The organism is Motilimonas sp. E26, assembly GCF_021278025.1.
Classification (GTDB): Bacteria; Pseudomonadota; Gammaproteobacteria; order Enterobacterales; family CBDFNC01; genus Motilimonas.
Map to the genome: position 1 here is coordinate 215712 of NZ_JAIBHJ010000002.1, position 18676 is coordinate 234387.

The 18676-nt window shown below is 45.3% G+C and carries 15 protein-coding genes; all 15 read right to left on the reverse strand.

The window, feature by feature from the left end; genetic code table 11:
- The 15 genes from K1M91_RS02340 to K1M91_RS02410 all read right to left on the reverse strand — a co-directional run bounded on the left by K1M91_RS02340 (nucleotide 1) and on the right by K1M91_RS02410 (nucleotide 18661).
- Nucleotides 1–834, reverse strand: coding sequence for a carbon-nitrogen hydrolase family protein (locus tag K1M91_RS02340; RefSeq protein ID WP_232799948.1), 834 nt, complete (start codon nucleotides 832–834; stop codon nucleotides 1–3).
- A complete protein-coding gene (locus tag K1M91_RS02345) occupies nucleotides 785–4705 on the reverse strand; it encodes a YhdP family protein (RefSeq protein WP_232799949.1) in 3921 nt (1306 codons plus the stop codon). The genes K1M91_RS02340 and K1M91_RS02345 overlap by 50 nt, the downstream gene beginning before the upstream one ends.
- A gap of 8 nt (nucleotides 4706–4713) precedes the next feature.
- Nucleotides 4714–6183 carry a ribonuclease G gene (rng, locus tag K1M91_RS02350; protein WP_232799950.1) on the reverse strand — a complete coding sequence of 490 codons (1470 nt, stop codon included), beginning with the start codon at nucleotides 6181–6183 and terminating at the stop codon, nucleotides 4714–4716.
- 244 nt (nucleotides 6184–6427) lie between these two features.
- Nucleotides 6428–6991 (reverse strand): Maf family protein, encoded by a 564-nt coding sequence (locus K1M91_RS02355; protein ID WP_232799951.1) that lies wholly within the window; start codon nucleotides 6989–6991, stop codon nucleotides 6428–6430.
- On the reverse strand, nucleotides 6991–7473 hold the full coding sequence (mreD, locus tag K1M91_RS02360) for a rod shape-determining protein MreD (protein WP_232799952.1): 483 nt from the start codon (nucleotides 7471–7473) through the stop codon (nucleotides 6991–6993). Before mreD ends, K1M91_RS02355 begins: the two co-directional genes overlap by 1 nt.
- Nucleotides 7466–8371 carry a rod shape-determining protein MreC gene (gene mreC, locus K1M91_RS02365; RefSeq protein WP_232799953.1) on the reverse strand — a complete coding sequence of 302 codons (906 nt, stop codon included), beginning with the start codon at nucleotides 8369–8371 and terminating at the stop codon, nucleotides 7466–7468. Before mreC ends, mreD begins: the two co-directional genes overlap by 8 nt.
- 251 nt (nucleotides 8372–8622) lie before the next feature.
- A complete protein-coding gene (locus K1M91_RS02370; protein WP_232799954.1) occupies nucleotides 8623–9669 on the reverse strand; it encodes a rod shape-determining protein in 1047 nt (348 codons plus the stop codon).
- Between the two features lie 214 nt (nucleotides 9670–9883).
- Nucleotides 9884–14536: an H-type lectin domain-containing protein gene (locus K1M91_RS02375; RefSeq protein ID WP_232799955.1), complete on the reverse strand. Its 4653-nt coding sequence runs from the start codon at nucleotides 14534–14536 to the stop codon at nucleotides 9884–9886.
- Complete coding sequence (locus tag K1M91_RS02380; RefSeq protein ID WP_232799956.1) at nucleotides 14537–14989, reverse strand: PilX N-terminal domain-containing pilus assembly protein; 453 nt, start codon at nucleotides 14987–14989, stop codon at nucleotides 14537–14539.
- A complete protein-coding gene (locus K1M91_RS02385) occupies nucleotides 14961–15797 on the reverse strand; it encodes a type II secretion system protein (protein WP_232799957.1) in 837 nt (278 codons plus the stop codon). Before K1M91_RS02385 ends, K1M91_RS02380 begins: the two co-directional genes overlap by 29 nt.
- Nucleotides 15797–16444, reverse strand: a complete 648-nt coding sequence (locus K1M91_RS02390; protein ID WP_232799958.1) for a prepilin-type N-terminal cleavage/methylation domain-containing protein — start codon at nucleotides 16442–16444, stop codon at nucleotides 15797–15799. The genes K1M91_RS02385 and K1M91_RS02390 overlap by 1 nt, the downstream gene beginning before the upstream one ends.
- Nucleotides 16434–16985, reverse strand: coding sequence for a prepilin-type N-terminal cleavage/methylation domain-containing protein (locus K1M91_RS21325; protein WP_282561064.1), 552 nt, complete (start codon nucleotides 16983–16985; stop codon nucleotides 16434–16436). Before K1M91_RS21325 ends, K1M91_RS02390 begins: the two co-directional genes overlap by 11 nt.
- 11 nt (nucleotides 16986–16996) lie before the next feature.
- Nucleotides 16997–17473 (reverse strand): prepilin-type N-terminal cleavage/methylation domain-containing protein, encoded by a 477-nt coding sequence (locus K1M91_RS21330; RefSeq protein ID WP_282561065.1) that lies wholly within the window; start codon nucleotides 17471–17473, stop codon nucleotides 16997–16999.
- Nucleotides 17474–17501: 28 nt separating this feature from the next.
- Nucleotides 17502–18119 (reverse strand): prepilin-type N-terminal cleavage/methylation domain-containing protein, encoded by a 618-nt coding sequence (locus K1M91_RS02405; protein WP_232799959.1) that lies wholly within the window; start codon nucleotides 18117–18119, stop codon nucleotides 17502–17504.
- A gap of 50 nt (nucleotides 18120–18169) precedes the next feature.
- Nucleotides 18170–18661, reverse strand: a complete 492-nt coding sequence (locus K1M91_RS02410) for a hypothetical protein (protein ID WP_232799960.1) — start codon at nucleotides 18659–18661, stop codon at nucleotides 18170–18172.
- Nucleotides 18662–18676: the final 15 nt, after the last annotated feature.

Here is an 18676-nt window from a genome sequence, read left to right on the forward strand (position 1 = left end):
TTAATCCTTTTCGTTGAGTCTTTGCCCAACTATACGTTGATGTTCCATAACAGGCATACGACGGCGAATATCATCCAGTTTAGTCAGGTCAACAGCGGCGCTTAGCACCCCTTCACCTAGCTCTAATTGATCAACTATTTCACCCCAGGGGTCAATAATACAGGAATGACCCCAAGTTTGTCGCTCCTTGCTATGATCGCCACCTTGGTTGGCAGCAACAATATAACACTGAGTTTCTATCGCCCGAGCCTGTAACAGAGGCAACCAATGCGCTTTACCCGTAACATAAGTGAACGCCGCTGGGACAAATATCACTTGTGCTCCCGCCTGCCTTAGCTGCTGAAACAAAGCTGGAAAACGTAAATCGTAACAGATAGTCAGGCCAAGGGTTAGGCCGTTTTCATTAAGGTAAGCCAGCTTGTTACCAGGTTTGAAAGTAGCAGATTCTTGATAACTGCCTTTGCCATCAGCCACTTGAGCATCAAACAAATGCAATTTATGGTAATGCTTAATGAGCAGCCCTTGCGGCGAAAAAACTAAACTTGAGGTGTAAACTCGATCCGCTTCCTCACTCTCTATCGGAAAGCTGCCGCAAACTAAATAAATATTAAAACGCTGAGCAAGCTTTGCTAAAGCACCTTGTAACGGCCCATCGCCTAACTTTTCTCTGGCAGCTAAATAGTCTTGTTTAACACCGAAAATAATCGCATTTTCGGGGAGTAACACCCATTGTTTCGGTTTAGGCGCTAATTGATATAAGAGTTGTTCAATCCGAGCGAGGTTATCAGCGGATTTGCTGCAGCTTATCAACTGAATCAGTGATACGTTGTTCATAAGACTCCTTAATTTCTTTCGGTAACTCTACCACCCCTTTTTCACGACCAATCTCGCTAATTTCAGGATTAGAAATGTCTCCTTTAAGGCTAAAATTGACCTCTGCGATAACATCGACCACAGGTTCAAAAATTTTCGATAGCAGCAATACATACAATCCTGTTACCGGCGTTAATGTGAAAGCCGCGAGCACCGGTAAGCTTGAGGTTACGTCAGGGTAAAATGACATCCGATAATCCATTTGCCAACGATTAAGATCAAGCTGACCTTTTCCTTGTAATCGCCCAGCCGCAGCATCTAAGGTAAAATCATCACTGTTCACTAAGCCATTGGTGATATTTGCGGTGGTTTTAATCGAGTCAAAATATAAACCATCAACAAATACGTCACGAAAATCCAAGTTCAACTTTCGACGAATGGAATCTAGGCTCAACAAGCTAAATAGCCGTGCACCTTTGTCACTCACATCAGCAATATAGCCCGTGTTAGTTGCAAGCTTAACCTTGCCATTTAAGCTCTCAGTATTAAACATATTTGGACTGCCTAGCCAACTCAACTCAAAGTCAGCTACGCCAGAAGTCTCTTTCATTGGGCTATCATAGCCCTGCGTTTGTGCAAAGCGAGCAATATTCTGACTCTGTATGGCAATATTTAATTGCGTTTTCTGCTGGGATTCCCCCGACCAGTCGCCAGTCATGTGTACATCTGAATGACCATATAACAAGCTCAAGTTATCGAGCTTAATGCCCTTGCTATGACGGGTAAACTGCCCTTGCACCTGACCTAAGTTAATATTGCCTATTTGACACTTTTGGCAACTCAGTTGCGTGTTTTTCAGGTGTTGCCAAGACCAAGGTGATGGCGGATCATTTTTTCCCGCGCTAGGCACCACCAAATCAGGTAAATAAAGACGCTGTAAATCTACCAAAAGTAAATTGGGCGTATCGACTATTTTGCCCTTGCCTTTATCGGATGCCAGAGTTAACGACCACTGCTGTTGATCACGACGCGCACTTAGCGACAAACCATGTATAGCTTGTTGCCAAAACTGCATCTCATTGATGTTCACTTTAATAAAATCAGGTATCCAATCGCTCTGCGATGTGCCCGATTGAGGCCAATTTTGTTGCTGTGCCCAAGCTAACCAAGGATCTAAATCAAGTTGATTCAATGCCACACTCACAGCTTTAGCACGCTCAGGCATTTGGCTCGGTAGCGTTTGGCCTAGGTGTAACCACCAGCGACTTTCTGTTGCATTTTTTGCATTCACCGAGGCGCGGATAAAGAGCTTACTATCTAACTCAGCGTCTAACTCTGTACCTTTCTCACTACCTGCTAGGTTAATCGACAAAGGCCAGCCTCGGAGGCTGTTTTTATTCATTGGTGCAGGTAATCCAATCCCTAAACCTAGGGTGTCCGAAGACAACTGTAAATCGTAGCGATAACCACCTTGCGTAAAGCTTTGATAATTGAGGTTAGCTTGCCAGCTCAACTTGCCACTTAAATCCAGTTGCTGTAACGCAGGCCATTGCTTATCCAGCTTATTAGCAGGCCAGTCGGCAAGTACATTAACCTTTGCGAGATAAGTATCGGCTTGCTCTTCACCGCTAAAACGCACTGTTACTGGTTGCTGTTGCCAATTTGCCTTAAAAGAGCCGTTATTCAAGTTCCCTTGATCAAATTCAAATTGTCCGGTCACTTGGCTAAGTGACAAAACGGTTTCGGCGTCGGCACTTAATGGAATATTTACCTTATTGTCATTTAATGCTATCGCGCCAGCTACCTTAGCGGGGTCTCCATTAAGAGGGATTTCAAGCTTGAGTTCGCCAGTAATCGGCCCTGCAACAACTACTTTCTTTAATGCAGCGCCCACTGAATCAGCTAAGGGAGACGCTTGTAGGTATTCACTAATATCACGACTAAACCCTTGTACTTTTGCGTTAATGGTTAAATTGGCATCCGGTGCAAAGCGCGTTATGGCACCAGTGATCTGATTAGAGCGCGCCTTCATTAACGTTGCATCAGAGCTTTCAAGAAATAGGCCCGCGTTTTGAAAGAGTAAATTAATCTTCATTTCACTTAAGGGTGGCCAGCCAGGGTAAAAGTGAAACTCCGTATTGGTTAATGGCACCCAGGCTTGAAACACTCCTTCACCTTTCTCATAAGGATATTGATCGAGCCGACCATGCCAAAGTATTTTAGCGGTTTCTACCTCACCAGCAGCAATCGTGGGTTGTAAATAGTCATACACATTTTCCCCCATCAGTTGGATCGGAAAGTATTTATCAGCCTCACTGGCTCGCTTGAGATTGGCCTCACTGTATAAAGATAAATAGGGTGAGCCGCCATCAGACCAGTCCAGCTTGAACCGTCCCTGCCAAGCTAGGTCTTGGTTACTGAATAGCGCACTATCACTGCTTAATATTGGGCCGTTAACACCATACGTCCAACGCAACGGCACGCTTATGCGGCCAACTTGGATTGGTGCTTGAAATTGCTGCGCAAAATCGAGTTGGGTATCGGCCAGTGACAATGAAAGACGGCCACCTAACTCTGACCCCAACAGTTGCACTGTCGCGTCTTGTAAGCTGGGCAAGCCAGCATTCGCTTTTAGGTTAATATCAGAAATAAGACTATGGGCGAGATACTGATTGGATTTCATTTGGTATAAGACTTGAGAGCTTGTCGCTTTCGCCATCGGCTGAGCATTAACCCACCAATTATCCCGAGTGGATATAGAATCAGCAAATAGCGAGCCCAAGGTTAAAAACGGGGCAAACTCAATCTCACCTAATGACCCAACTAAAAAGTCATCATGTTGATAAAGCTGAAAATTGAACCTGGAATTAAGTAAACTTGATGTATCTTTTAGCGGCGTAGCGCTTATTTCGCTTTCGGTAGCGTTGTCGCGCGGCGCAGCCATGGATGAGACACTAAACTCACTGCCGTCTATTTGCCAGCCAGCTGCTGTTGGCCACCATTTGATGACACCAGAGTTAACCGTTAGCTGGTGCGCTTGTTGCTGACTTTGCCACAATAATTGCGAAGGTTGGATATGTAATTGAGCGCTGTTTATGCCTTTAAATGAAAAATCAGCCCAGCCTTTAAAGTTAACATTAGCAGCAAGCAACTCACTATGCTCTGCCACCCTACCCGCTAACAGCGGCACTAAATTCAGCTGTTCGCCTTCCACAAACAGCTGCCCCAACCAATCACTAAACAAAGGAGACGACGTCTCTTTTATGTCGAGAATAAAATTAAACGAACTATTTTCTCCAGCCTCACCTATTCGCCCTTTTCCCACTCCTTGATGGCGCTCCCCGAGATTAAGCCAACTCAGCTGCGCGATGTTAAAAACGGTGCTGGGGGAAAGCTCAGAGTGTAAGACGACTTGGCTATCCAAAATAACAAAGTCTTGAATTTTCTCTAACAGAACAGATTGCCAAACTTGGCTATTTAAAGGGGCAGGTGAAGAGTCAGTTGCACCTAGGCGATCAAGGTATAAGTTTAGTTTTACGCCAGAAAGAGCAATTCTGCTAAAAACCCATTGCTTTTGTTGCACACTTTTCAGCAAATCCACTCGAATGCGAGTTTGTGCGATAGTGACATCAAAAGGCTCATCAGATGTCGGTAACCAAGTGGTATCCAGCACCACTAAAGCGGGGCCATAATTGTCCCAAGTGGCATCAAGGCTATCGAGTTGGATATTAAGTTGGTGCTCAGTCAGAAGCCAAGCACTCAAATCGTCTTTGTAGCTGTTGAGCATGGGCAACATGGCCCGAAATAAACTGATGGCAATGGTAAAGAGCACAAGAACAATGGCAAACCCCAGCCAAAAGCGGCGCAACCAACGTAAGCTAAACTGCCTCACTCCTGCACCTACATCATCACTACGTCAAACTGCTCTTGAGCATAAAGTAGCTCAGGACGAACTTTAACCTGCTTGCCAATAAAGACCTCTAGCTCTGCTAAGCTATGAGACTCATCACCGAGTAAACTTTCGGCAACCGCACTTGAGGCATACACCAAAAACCGATCTGAATCATAAGCCCGATTAACCCGCATGATCTCGCGTAAAATTTCATAGCTAACGGTTTCTACTGTTTTCACCCTGCCTCGGCCGTTACATTCAGGGCACTCTGAACACAAAATATGCTCTAAGCTCTCACGTGTGCGTTTACGCGTCATTTCAACTAAACCAAGCTGAGAGAAGCCACTAATATTGGTTTTAGCGCGATCTTTTGCTAGCGCTTGCTCTAAGCTATGTAATACACGACGCTGATGCTCTTCTGACTGCATGTCGATAAAATCAATAATGATAATACCGCCTAAATTACGCAACCTAAGCTGACGGGCGATGGCCTGAGTCGCTTCGGTATTGGTATTAAAAATAGTTTCTTCTAGGTTTCGATGGCCAACAAAAGCACCAGTATTAATATCTATGGTGGTCATCGCCTCTGTTTGATCAATAATCAAATAGCCACCAGATTTAAGCTCGACTTTGCGATCGAGGGCGCGTTGCGTTTCATTTTCAACATCGAAAATATCAAAGATTGGCCGATCGCCGGGATAGTACTCTAGTCGCGTGGTGAGTTCTGGGACAAATTCACGGGTGAATAAGGTTAACTCATCAAAGGTTTGTTTTGAATCGATGCGAATACGCTCGATTGCCGTGCCGACAAAATCGCGTAATACACGAAATGCCAAGCCTAAATCTTCATATAAAATGCTGCAGGCTTTATGACTGCTTTTACGGCTTAAAATTTTACGCCACAAACGTTGTAAAAACTCGGCATCTTGTCTTAACTCTTCTGCGCCCGCCCCCTCAGCGGCGGTGCGGATGATAAAACCGCCGAGTTCGTTAACATGACTGGATGTAAGCTCTTTTAAGCGCTCACGCTCCGTTTCACTTTCAATGCGCTGTGACACACCAACATGCGCACTGCCGGGCATAAATACTAAATAACGAGAAGGAAGAGTGATATCTGTGGTTAACCTAGCGCCTTTAGTGCCAAGGGGATCTTTTACCACTTGCACCATAATGTCTTGGCCTTGACGCACTAACTCAGCAATATTGCCAGCTTGGAAGTGTTCCTTTTCTACCTTAGCGACACACTCAGTATGAGGGACTATATCAGAAGCATGTAAAAAAGCCGCTTTATCTAAGCCAATATCGACAAAAGCAGCCTGCATACCGGGCAAGACGCGACTCACTTTGCCTTTATAGATATTACCAACGATGCCTAACTTAGCTTGGCGCTCAATATGCATTTCTTGCAAGATGCCACTTTCAACAATGGCGACGCGGGTTTCACTTGGGGTCACATTGATTAATAATTCAACATTCATAAGGCATTCCATGGTCTGGTCATCACAGTCAATGTCACCCCAGCTCGGTTAAAAAAATTAAAATCGGCTCAAAATCTAATACCAATCAAGGTCAATATTCTATTCATCATACTGGTTGCCAGCCTGTTTATATTGTCATCAACATGGCGATTACTGGCACAATCGCAACCATCGCAATTAAAACCTAGCGGGCGATATTTTGCCTGCATAACAAGCTAAATTGTCATTTTTAGATTGGTTTAAGCTATTGAATAAACTGTTTAATTAAAGCCTTTGTTTGGTGCAAAGGCAAGCCAACAACGGCACTGTAACTGCCATTAATGGCCACCACAAATTGGCCACCTAGCCCTTGAATGCCATAAGCACCGGCTTTGTCTTGGGGCTCTCCAGAATGCCAATATTGCTGCATATCTGATTCCGATAAGTGCGCAAATTCTACTTCAGTTATCACGCAAACAACTTGTTCAAGATCACCGTGAACTAAAGCAACAGCTGTCATAACCTGATGTTTTTGACCAGACAACTGACGCCAGATTCGACATGCATCATTAAAATCGAGGGGTTTTTCTAGTACATTTCCCCCCATCACGACTATGGTATCTGAGCCTAATACGGGCTTATCACCGGCCGTTAATGCCTCGCCAGCGCGAGCCTTAGCCAATGCTAAGCGTCTAACATACTGCTCAGGATCTTCACTGCCTAAGCGCTGCTCAGGAATGTTAGGCAATACTAATTCATAGCTCACTCCAAGTTGAGTCAACAACTCGGCGCGACGTGGCGATGCCGAAGCAAGATAAACCTGTGCCATTAACTCACCCCAAAGTGGCGTCGTGTACGCCGTAAAATCAAAAATACCCAAGGCCAAATTAACATGGTTGAAATAATCGACCAAAAGTATTGTGGTACCAGAATAATGTCTGATACTAAATGCTCTGCCCAAAAGATCAACAACTTACAACTCACCGTCAATACGCCAATCACCACAGCTTGTTGCCAAACAGAAAAGTTACGGATCAATTGATAATTCATGGCGCAAACATAAGTGATCACCGCCAAGCCTAATGCGCGCACGCCCAAGGTTGAACCTAATAAAATATCTAAGATAAGCCCCGCCACCCAAGCAGTGCCAACATTAACCCGATGGGGTAATGCCAGTACCCAATACAGAATAACCAAGGTTAACCAATCCGGTCTAAACGCATCAAGCTGGGCTGGTAGTGGTAAAATCGCTAGCATCATGGCAACAATGATTGATAAATAAATCATGCCGCGGCTGTTTGCTCTATCCATTGGTAGCCTCCGATTTAGCTGGCGCATTATCTGGCTCAGGCGATACAGCGGGTTCAGGGGTTACAACTGGATCTGGCGACTCACTGGGCCACAGCAGCAGCAAATAGCGAATTCGGTCAAGGGATACGACTGGTTTGGCATCCACACGCGCATAAGGCATGCCTTCATCGTACTCAAAGCGGTCAATCACAGCGATAGGGTAACCTTCAGGAAAACGCCCACCTAAGCCTGACGTCACCAACATGTCGCCTTCCTTAATATCAGTACTATGTGGGATAAATGGAATATCTAAACGTTCTAAGTCACCGGTGCCGTTGGCTAAAGCGCGAATATCATTACGCTGGAAGCGAACCGGAATACCGTGACTGTTATCGGTAATCAGCAGTACTCGACTAGTGGTACTGCCCACCCGTAATACTTGACCAACCACCCCTTGATCATTAACCACAGGCTGGCCTTCAAACACGCCGTTTAACGAACCTTTATCGATCACCACTTGATGGGTAAAAGGGTCTGAATCCACTTCCATGATTTCAGCCACCATTTTGCGCGCATCTTGACGCACGGGAGAGCCTAATAATTGACGCAAGCGATTGTTTTCTTCTTTCAAGTTTTCCATCTGCAGCAAATCACTGCGGATCAAAAACACTTGCTGCTCTAATTCTTGGTTTTTTGCTTGCAGTTGCTCACGACTGATCACCTTTCCAGCCACAGTATCAAATAGCTGACTTGGCGCGTTGGCCATGTACTGCAGTGGACTAACCAAAGAATTGAGAAAAACTCGATAGGGGGAGAATAGATCTAATTTACTGTCCAGAAAGATCAACGAAACGGATGCTACTACCGCGAGTAGCAACCTAAGTTGTAGAGATGGCCCTCGGCCAAACATAGGTTTCATGAATTATCGCTAAAAAACAAGGTCGCTCCAAAATACACGAAGAGATCGCGACACGAAAAAAAAGGGTAAATCATCATCGCAGCATTGAAGACAAAAAAGATAGCCGCGCACTAATGCATTACCTAACTTGTTTTGATTTAAGGCGTTCCAATCACCTGCACCATTTTGTCAAACTAAGTTGACACATTAACGAGGAACGTCCTGTTCCTCGGATTTACAGCAATGTTAATGGTGAATCACAGCTTTATAGTTTATTCGTAATTGAATAAATCGCCACCGTGCATATCAATCATTTCAAGAGCTTTACCACCACCACGCGCCACACAAGTTAGCGGATCGTCTGCTACCACTACAGGAATACCGGTTTCTTCCATTAATAAACGGTCAAGATCTTGTAGCAAAGCACCACCGCCAGTTAGCACCATACCACGTTCAGAAATATCCGACGCTAATTCAGGCGGAGATTGCTCTAAAGCCACCATGACAGCACTAACAATACCCGTCAATGGCTCTTGCAGTGCCTCTAAAATCTCATTACTGTTCAGAGTGAAACTTCTTGGCACCCCTTCCGCTAAATTACGGCCGCGCACTTCGATTTCTTTAACTTCATCGCCCGGATAAGCACTGCCGATCGAGTGTTTAATACGCTCTGCCGTTGCTTCACCAATTAAGCTGCCATAGTTACGACGGACGTAGTTAATGATAGCGTCATCAAATTTGTCACCACCAATACGCACAGATGAAGAATAAACCACGCCGTTTAACGAGATAATGGCCACTTCTGTGGTACCACCACCAATATCAACAACCATCGAGCCTGTTGCTTCAGAAACCGGTAACCCCGCACCAATCGCAGCCGCCATTGGCTCATCGATTAAGTACACTTCGCGCGCACCCGCCCCTTGAGCTGATTCACGAATAGCACGGCGCTCTACTTGCGTTGAACCACAAGGTACACATACCAGTACACGAGGGCTAGGGCGCAGAAAGTTATTATTATGAACTTGCTTGATGAAGTGTTGCAGCATTTTTTCGGTCACATAAAAGTCGGCAATAACCCCGTCTTTCATCGGACGAATCGCTTTAATATTACCCGGCGTACGACCTAACATTTGCTTGGCATCACTACCCACAGCAGCAACACTCTTAGGACCACTGCCATTTCTTTCTTGACGAATAGCAACAACGGAAGGCTCGTTCAGTACGATGCCCTGATCTTTGACATAAATTAATGTATTAGCCGTTCCCAAATCGATAGACAAATCGTTGGAGAAAAGGCCTCTAAGTTTCTTAAACATGGAGATCCTGCAAAAAAATGGCGGAATTGCGCTAACTTTACCAACCCATTAATTATTCAGCAAGCGCCGTATCGTCTATCTTTGGTGATAGTGTGAGTAATTACCCATTAAGTTGATTTTGAATTAATAAAACCCCTATTAAGGCCGTGTAAAAGATAGAAAATATGACTTTTTAATGCTTTTTGTTAATTATTCTTCATAAAGCTTCAAAAGGTTAATTATTCACTTCTAAGCGATAAATAATGCGATCGTTCCCACGATACAAACCAAAGGTCACTTCACCCCTTGCACAATCATTAGATCGCGCAGAGGTAACACCACTGATCATCTCGTCAGAACAGCTATTGCTATTCCCAATGCCACAGCTATTGGTTATTTCACCTGAGCCACTCCAATCGAATCTCAGCCAGCACAAAGAATTGCCAGACGCAGGGTTAAGATCTATGGCATAAGAGAATTGTCCACGCGCCAACGGCGCGCCAAATAACATATTCATCTCGCCATTGACTCCTTGGGCATTTAGCATCTTTATTGCGCTGCTTTTGCTAGCGATGGGGATCGGTGTTTCATTGCCGCCCTGATTTAATGAACCATCATCATTACTATCAACCGCCCAATTGAACTCAGCCACCGGAATGGAAGCGGCTGGCTGATAAGTTAACGCAGTACAACTGTCTAGGGTATTAGGCTCAAATTGACTACCGTTGTACCGTTCAAGCACCAAAGGCACCCGTAAATCTGCCAATTCACTGCCATGGCGCGACTGGGCCGCAAGACGGCCATAATAAATACTACCTAAATTGCCTAATTCGCACACGCCTGCTGCGCCGCCATTATTGCAAAGGGTATTAGCATCTTGTTGCAGCTGCTCACCGTCTTTACCCATCACCGCCAACTGCAACGCCGCTTGCGAAAAAGGCGCTTCGCTAACAAACGGCCCGTCAACGCCATGAGGATTCAGCTTAGCCAAGCCAATCGGCTCAGCGGATAGTCTGAACTGACCGGACAGCCACTCAAACGGATGTGAGTTGATCATTAAACGTGAGCTTGAATCAGCTTGAACCAGCATACCTGCGTTATTGGCAACCGACCAATCCCAGTTTTGATTGGTATCGCTCGCAGTCGGATAACCTTTAGCCGTGTCATAATTACTGACCACATTCGGGCTTACACCTTGGTTATAAGCACTTAAAGTGAGGCTAAGGGCGATGGCTTGTTGATCAAGGTAGCTAAACCCACCAGCTTGGCAAGCCGGCAGCGCCAACATGCTATCCGCCAGTAAAAAAGCAGGATAAAAGCGCCCAATTTGCTGTGTTGCAGCTGTAATTGGGGTAGCTAATTGCGCTAAAGAATCGTTTAAATATACTTTTGCATCTACCTGCAATGACAAGTTCCCCACCTCACTCCATGCCAAGTGCTGAATATGCGCCGAGCCTCGCTCTGCAGGCTGCATAGAATAACGCTCAGTACTGATATTACGCCCACTGAGTGTCACCTCGCCAAGCAATGGCGAGGTCGGGGAAATGACGTCATGAGAGAGTTGTAAGTCATGATAAAAACTGCGTGCAATCGGCTGAGTAGCACAATGATTATTTGGATCATCACTGCAATCAATTAACGCATCCACTTTCAGTTCAAAAGTGTCATAACTACGTTGCGTGGTAAAATCGATTCCGTCTGGTGGCAAAGCCGCGCGAATAAAGCCATCATCCGTTGCTACACCATTGGCCACGCTGGTTTCACCGCTACCATCACGTAAATAACCAATGACCGAGTCAGTTTTAACCCTAAGCTGCCTTGGGCTAAAGGTGAACAGCTGACCGCCTTGAATAATTTCATCATCAACACCAATGGTCGGCGCGCCCAATCCCACATCATCTCGTGCCGACAGTAATATTCGCCCAGCATCAGGATAATTGACCGTAATAGGTGCACTCACTCCTGAGCTAAAATTAATGGTTTGTTCAACCGCAGTTTGCGCATCTTTGGCGATAGCTTGTTGGTTAATTTCAACACTGGTGCCAGCCACTTGGGCAGGCGCATCGTAACTAGACCAAAGCTTAACCTGCTGGTCGCCAGTGTACTCTGCAATTACCCCACAACTGCCAGTATTAGGGTCTTTCCCCACGGCAGTTAAGGTCACTTGAAAAGGTTTATTACTGTAATGATATTGGCCCGCACCGGGCCCAGAGCTGTCAACAGCATCAATTTGATAGCCATAAGGCCTAAAGTCAACATTAGCACTGGCTAGGGTGCCATTACTGATATTCTCAGCAGTGACTGTAATGCTGCCACCTTGTTGATGGAAAAGACTTAATTCCACCTCGCCACTATCCCCCGTGACAAACTGATAACTGGCTAAGCCGTTATCTAAGGTAGGATTGGGTAACAAAGTCCCCGCCCCACTGACCAACTGCCAGCGGCCTAAACCACTGCTGGTGCTTAACTGCACCCCCCCCGTATACAAAGTATCTAAACGGCCATCTTTTAACGCGCGAATTTTTATACTATGCGCTTCACAAGTTAACCCGTCCACCTCGGTAATCATTTCTAAGGTCTCATTCTCAACTGGCGTCGTATTAGTGATCGCAAAGTAGGAAAATGTTTCTTGATAGTGAATGCGCTCAACATCGCGATATTGATCCTCATCCACGACTATAGCAAACTGATTGCGGCTAATATCACAGCGTCTTGCCCAGCCCCCATCACCGTTATTACGAGTACGCTTGTTCGCCACAAACAACGGAGGGGTAATATAATCTTGCTTTAAATCGTTAAAGTTACGACATTGCTGCGTTAAGTTAATACCTCCAGAGCCGGAATTATGGTTAACACCAAAACCAAATTCATAGCGGATCTCCTCGCCGCCTTGCATAAAACTGCCCATCCCAGTACCTGCCAGCCAATGAATATCTTCTAACTGTAAATTCGCGATGTTATTACCACCGGGAACACATGTGCTCGCCCCGCCAGGGTTATAAACTTCTGACACCTCAAGGGCAACCTCAAATGACGATAATTGATTTGAACTCGGCACTTGTCCTGTGGCAGTTAGCCAACAATTATTATTAAAACTATGGCGCTGCAATAACACCGATGGGTTTTCAGTAAAACCAGCACTGCTTAAATCTAAGACATGCCAATTGCCCCCGCGCTGGCCACGCTGTGAAGCATTAGTGGACACAGTGCCAGCGTAGATTTTATTGCCGTCAGGCAAGGTTGTTACACCAGGCAACACTGCAACAAAATCGACTTTTTCCATTGGCCGTATCACACCACCATAATTATTCGGTGGTGCAATTTGTGTGACGGTGAACCCTGTTGCGGTCACATTCGTCACTTGCACTGAAGAGGGTCCATCAGCATCAGGGTCGCTCGGGTCTAAATTTGGCATCGCAAAAACCAACGGCACAGCACTAAACGGGGTATCAAAAGTCACCGCTCCCAGCGCCACTTGCCCATACTGAATTTCTTGCTGAACTGCTGGTGGCGCATTGCGACACATACCATTAAAGTCGGTGTTAGCAATCGCATCAGGGCGATAGTTCACCGTGCCGTTATTACTTATTTGGCCAGCAGCGGCAATGGCACCGTTAACTACCGCGCCCGGTGCAATACTGATGGTCCCTTCCGCAAATATAAAACCATTTACCGTGGTACCGGCACCAATCTCAACGTTAGCCTTAGTCGCTATTAATAGATTTTCTGTCAAGTTGCTATTGTTTAAAACGATGGTGCCATTGGAGGCAAAAGTGGAGAAATTACTATTAAACAACATCCGCGTAGTCGCACTGTTATTCGCTAGTTGATAACTATCGTTTACAAATTGAACAAAGCCATCAATGTAGAAATAATCTCGAGCGGCCAACGTTTCATCAGCAGCCCCCGTTAAGCGCTGAAATTGACCGTCTGAACCATTATTTGGAGGTATATATAACAGATCTGAACTGGTGGCATTAACGGCGCCATTAAACACATCTTCACATAAAGGTAAGGTGGAAATTCGGCTAGTAAAATCGATGACAATGTCATCCCAAGAAATATCAAATCCATTAAGCGCATTGATACGCAACACATATTGGCCGGAAGCAAAATCTAAACTACTTAATACTGGATTGGTTGCCACCACATCACCATTACCAGAGATATAACCAATTTGGTGAGAAGTGCCATTTGGCTCAATCAACAGCAGTTCTGCTTGCGTATTATCAGGGTTACGTAAATTGTATAAGGTGATACTGGTGAAGTTAGACACTGTGGTTAATGCAAAGCTAACATCCAATGGATTAGCTGAGCCAGCATTAGGAAATAAGGAGTTACCGGTATAGCCATCGTTATTATTGGTCGAGCCAATATGCTGACGCTGAATTAACGCAACGTCATCTGACAACGCCCCGACAAGCTCAATATTGCGGTAAGACAGCTCATCCCAATCGTTACAATTCCTACTGAATTCGCTACCTTGCCCCTGCAAGCATTGGCCCCAAGCAAACAGCTGATAATCTCCCGGCGCTAAAGTTAAGCCAGAAATATTAAATGTGTGATGGCCTAAGTTAGCGATACCTCGATACAGCTGGTTACCCGATGCATCCCATATCACCAATACCGCCGGGTCAATGGTTGCACTGGCATTTAATAACTTCACTTGGGAAATAGGCGAGGCAGCAGTTATTTTAAAGTGAATGGGATTATTGGCCTGATAAGTAGGCGAAATACCGCCATTGCTCTGGGACACCGCCACATTTGGAGCGATGGCACCGTTGCCATCACCAACTGTCACGCCGCCATAAAGGGTAGTATCGGCCCAAACCTGAGACTGCATCAGCAAAAAAGAAAAATAAACCAAGTACCTGAGCCACCACCGCATCTAAATCTCCTTCGCTTGCGCTTGGATTTTACGTCGAGTGACAAACTCACCGGCATCACATTCGGCCACGCTGTCAATTTGATATAGCTTACGCGAGCTATCTGCTAATGTTTGGCACTCATAAGTCACTACACAACCATGAAAAGCAGTTTGGCTGGATAAATCCAGTGAAGTAATAACGGGAGGATCATCAGGATCCGCACAAAAGCTGCCCACCCCGCCGCCTAACGGAAATAAACGAATAAACGCTTGCTCTATCCCAGCGTTAGCCGCTAAATAGGCACGGGTGCCATACACTTCATAGCCAATACCTTGTTGTGAATCTTGCAACATGCGGGTTAAGGCGGCGGCTAATAACGACATCACCACAATAATAAACACCGCGATCACTATCGCGCTGCCTTGCTGGCGTGATGCTTGCGCACTAAGGTACATTTTGGATATGAATAGCATGATGAAACACCAAAGACTCTGCGCCATTGTCGCGGCTAAAATTCAAAAACAACTTAACCACACTATTACGGCTTAAGGTGGCCTCGGTAACAGCAAACGGCGGCTGATAATCCGCAGCAGTAGCCGGTAATAACCTTATGCCCTGCGCCATTAAACTGGAGTTGATGATTTGCTCGGGCGGCGTTTCACTGGCCCAGCGCATTTCTTCACGCTGTAAATCACCATTACTGAGCACACAATAACGCACTGGACGCGACACAATATAAATGCGCTGTGAAGGTGACGGTAAAGGCCAAAGTGAGGCCGCAGCAAGTGCTAACTCATCTACATCACTGCCCGATACAGCGCGAGCATAACCCGTCATGGGCAATACCGTGCTTGAGCTTGCGCTGTAGATATCATCACTACTTAAGGCATAAACAGCAGCCTTGTGCTCAGCACTAAAAGAATATTGGTCAAATGCAAACACCTTGGCCACCGCCGCTGGCGCATCAGGGCTGACAGGCAGCTCAAGATAACTGCTGCTGGCCACGACCGGAACAAAACGTAAGCAGTTGCCATTGTTGCTAATTTGCTGACTGTTAGGTAAAGAGCCTCGGATCTCTCGGTTTAATCGCTCCATAGCAAATCGAGCGCTATTAAGGATTTTCTCTCGCTCTGCGACATCGCGATACAGCTCAGTGCCAAAGCCAAGGTAATTAGTGACCGCAATACCCAAGGCGGCAAGAATGATCATAACAATCACCAACTCAACCAAGGTAAAACCACGCTGAGTGCCATAAAGGGCTCGTTGCCATTGACTCCTCATTAGTAATTCCCCCGATAAGCACTAAATAACTGTTCGTTGCCACTGGGGGTCAAAATGGTTAAATCAATCCGCTTTGCTGTATCGGGCCCCCCACCAAAGCTGGGAGCGAGCACTACGTCGATTTTCAGCTGGAAGTTTTGGTATACGCCATTGAGTGGCTGACCTAAAGTATCGCCAAAACTGACAGCATCTACATAAGGGGTAATGTAATCATCCACGTCATTAAAGGTGTTTTCACCGCCGCCCCGCACTTCACCAGTTTCAGGCCCTAAACTTGTTGAACATAATACGATTTGTGCATTTGGATCTGCGTCCCACGCCACCCAACCTTGATTCGCTTGATCAAACCAGCTGCTGCCACTGACATTGGCATCACCTTGCCACCAAATTTCACCGCAACGATATAAGCCACCGTTATGATCTGAATACTGGTCATACGAGCGCGACACGATTTCATTTAAAATACTTTGCCCTAACTCCGCCGCGCGCATTTGATGCAAGGGATCGATACTGTCTCTCGATTGCGTTACCAATAGAGTAGTAATAATTGTGAAAGCCACCGCCATCACCACAATGCCAACCACCAGCTCGACCAAGGTAAAGCCCAGTTGAGTGATTGATCGAATTAATGCTGGCTTAGGGCACATGAATATATCCCTGCTGTTCAATGCGAATGCTTAAGTGATTACCTGAGTTAATGCTGATATCACAAGGAAAACTATTGCCACAACCCACCTGCTCAATGCCGTGATAATCGAATAGGTAATTGGCTGGGCTAATAGTCACCGTGCTAGAAAAGCCCACCAAATCGTAAGGATCGCCTTGATGCTCAGGCGCACTAGCATCACATGAAATACTTGCAGCAGGGGCTGTACAACTCGCACCGCTACGTGCCGTTTCGAGGGAATAAATACAGCGCTCCGCAGCAGACACTTGCACCACGGTCCAGTAACAGGCATTAACCGCCGCGTTAAGACTGGGATCGGCATTCATATTTTGTAATTGGGAAATACGTAAACGAGAGACAAGTTGGTCGCGCACGGTATAATCTTCAAAACTGCCAGAGGACAGCAGTTTAGGTAAAGCAAAGGCCGCCAAAGCGCCAATTAAAATAATCACTATCACCAGCTCTACCAAAGTAAAGCCAGTGGTTTTAGAGGTTAAAATAAATCGCCCTTGGCTGGCCATGGCATGGCTAATTAGCAGCCTGAGCCATTAACAGTAATAGTTGGACGCTGACCTTCAGTATCTGTCTGCTCATAAGTCACTTGGCAATCAGTTGAAACTCCACCGCTGGCAAAAATCCCAATAGATGCAGGAGTACCACTAGGTGAAGTAAAAGCCCAATCCCCTTCACTTAATTCAATCACTTTTTTCAAGTTAGCTTCATCTGCAACTGGGTAACCAAAAATTGCTTGAACTGTATCAGTTGTACTAATGGCAACTGATACTGCTGCTGATGACTTTTCTAGCCCTGCAATCGCTGCTTTGCTATAGGTTAATGTTGCACCACCTTCTAGCGCTGCTTTCACACCACTTAGCGCAGAACGCTTAGCATCCGACTGCAAATCAATAAACTTAGGTGCAGCGGTTGCTGCCAAAATACCTAATACAATAATCACAATCACTAATTCAATCAGTGTAAAACCAGACTGCTTGGTTAAGTTCTTTTTCATAGTAACCCCTTATTTCAAAAATATGTTCTTAATTAATGTTGGCCGCTACCTGACCCGTTGCCGGTTTATAGGTAAAGTTCTTAAATTTTCCGGTATCCGAGCCGGGATCCGTATATAGGCCATCCGAGCCTTTATCCAAGCTATTTACTAAATAGAATAAACAGCTGGTATCCGTACCACCATTGGTTGTAGTGACATAGAATTTGTAAAAATCACCTTGCCCGCTAACATCGCTAAAGCTACTGGCGATACGTGGCGGGTTTTGTAAAATAGAATTCCAAATCGATTCACATTTAGCAGGTGTGAGTGAAGCAGGTGTCACATCTTCATTTTGATTGGTCATCGGATAACCTGGTGAAACCGTACCTGCGGTAACTTCGGCATTGGTCGGCGTGGTTAAATAGAGCTTAGTACCATCATAAATAACGACATTCTTCGCAGCTTCTTTCGAACGACCGATGGCTTCCCACTGGGCACGCGTTAAAGACACGCCTGTAGCAAACCCACCAGCAACCCCTTCAACACTGGCGTTTTTCGCTTCTTCAGTCACATCTAAAAAACGCGGTAAAGCAGTAACGGCTAAAATACCTAGCACAACCACCACAATCACCAACTCAATAAGGGAAAAACCCGAATGTTTAGTCATTTAAACCCCAAAGTTAGAAATAAAAACATTTTAGAACAAAAATAACGTTATTACAGTGTTTTATCTATTAACCTTTGCTTAATCAACCCTGTTTTAGCCCAATACTCAAAACCACTTTGCTCTGGTAAATAATACAAGCAGCCACTATCACGGCCATTAATATCACCTAATACTTTTACCTGTATCGGCTCGTTATTAATCAGCATATCTGTATCTAATAGCCCTTGCCATAATAATGCACAGTTTAAGCCATTTTTGTTAGCTGCGATTGATTCTGGCCAACCATGGGAGTTAACAAATACCGTTTTACTTCGCCAATTCAGTTGTTTGGGTTTACCCTCTCGGAGCCATTGCAAGTGAACTTCTGCACTCGTTTGCGCAAACAAATTAGCACTAAGGGCAAAACTGGTTTCATTAATAGCGCTTTGCTGTTGTTGAGAAAAGTATATAAAACAACTAACTAATAGCAGCATGATAGCAATCATCAACTCTTTAAAACCAAAGCCTCGTAATAATTGCTCTAAAACCTCTTTATTCTTCATGCCTCGCCCCTTAAA

Bases quoted from the DNA above. Each gene is read 5' to 3' on its own strand.
- K1M91_RS02340 (WP_232799948.1), bottom strand. From the start codon at position 834: ATGAACAACGTATCACTGATTCAGTTGATAAGCTGCAGCAAATCCGCT.
- rng (WP_232799950.1), bottom strand. From the start codon at position 6,183: ATGAATGTTGAATTATTAATCAATGTGACCCCAAGTGAAACCCGCGTC.
- K1M91_RS02355 (WP_232799951.1), bottom strand. From the start codon at position 6,991: ATGGCACAGGTTTATCTTGCTTCGGCATCGCCACGTCGCGCCGAGTTG.
- mreD (WP_232799952.1), bottom strand. From the start codon at position 7,473: ATGGATAGAGCAAACAGCCGCGGCATGATTTATTTATCAATCATTGTT.
- mreC (WP_232799953.1), bottom strand. From the start codon at position 8,371: ATGAAACCTATGTTTGGCCGAGGGCCATCTCTACAACTTAGGTTGCTA.
- K1M91_RS02370 (WP_232799954.1), bottom strand. From the start codon at position 9,669: ATGTTTAAGAAACTTAGAGGCCTTTTCTCCAACGATTTGTCTATCGAT.
- K1M91_RS02375 (WP_232799955.1), bottom strand. From the start codon at position 14,536: ATGCGGTGGTGGCTCAGGTACTTGGTTTATTTTTCTTTTTTGCTGATG.
- K1M91_RS02380 (WP_232799956.1), bottom strand. From the start codon at position 14,989: ATGCTATTCATATCCAAAATGTACCTTAGTGCGCAAGCATCACGCCAG.
- K1M91_RS02385 (WP_232799957.1), bottom strand. From the start codon at position 15,797: ATGAGGAGTCAATGGCAACGAGCCCTTTATGGCACTCAGCGTGGTTTT.
- K1M91_RS02390 (WP_232799958.1), bottom strand. From the start codon at position 16,444: ATGTGCCCTAAGCCAGCATTAATTCGATCAATCACTCAACTGGGCTTT.
- K1M91_RS21325 (WP_282561064.1), bottom strand. From the start codon at position 16,985: ATGGCCAGCCAAGGGCGATTTATTTTAACCTCTAAAACCACTGGCTTT.
- K1M91_RS21330 (WP_282561065.1), bottom strand. From the start codon at position 17,473: ATGAAAAAGAACTTAACCAAGCAGTCTGGTTTTACACTGATTGAATTA.
- K1M91_RS02405 (WP_232799959.1), bottom strand. From the start codon at position 18,119: ATGACTAAACATTCGGGTTTTTCCCTTATTGAGTTGGTGATTGTGGTG.
- K1M91_RS02410 (WP_232799960.1), bottom strand. From the start codon at position 18,661: ATGAAGAATAAAGAGGTTTTAGAGCAATTATTACGAGGCTTTGGTTTT.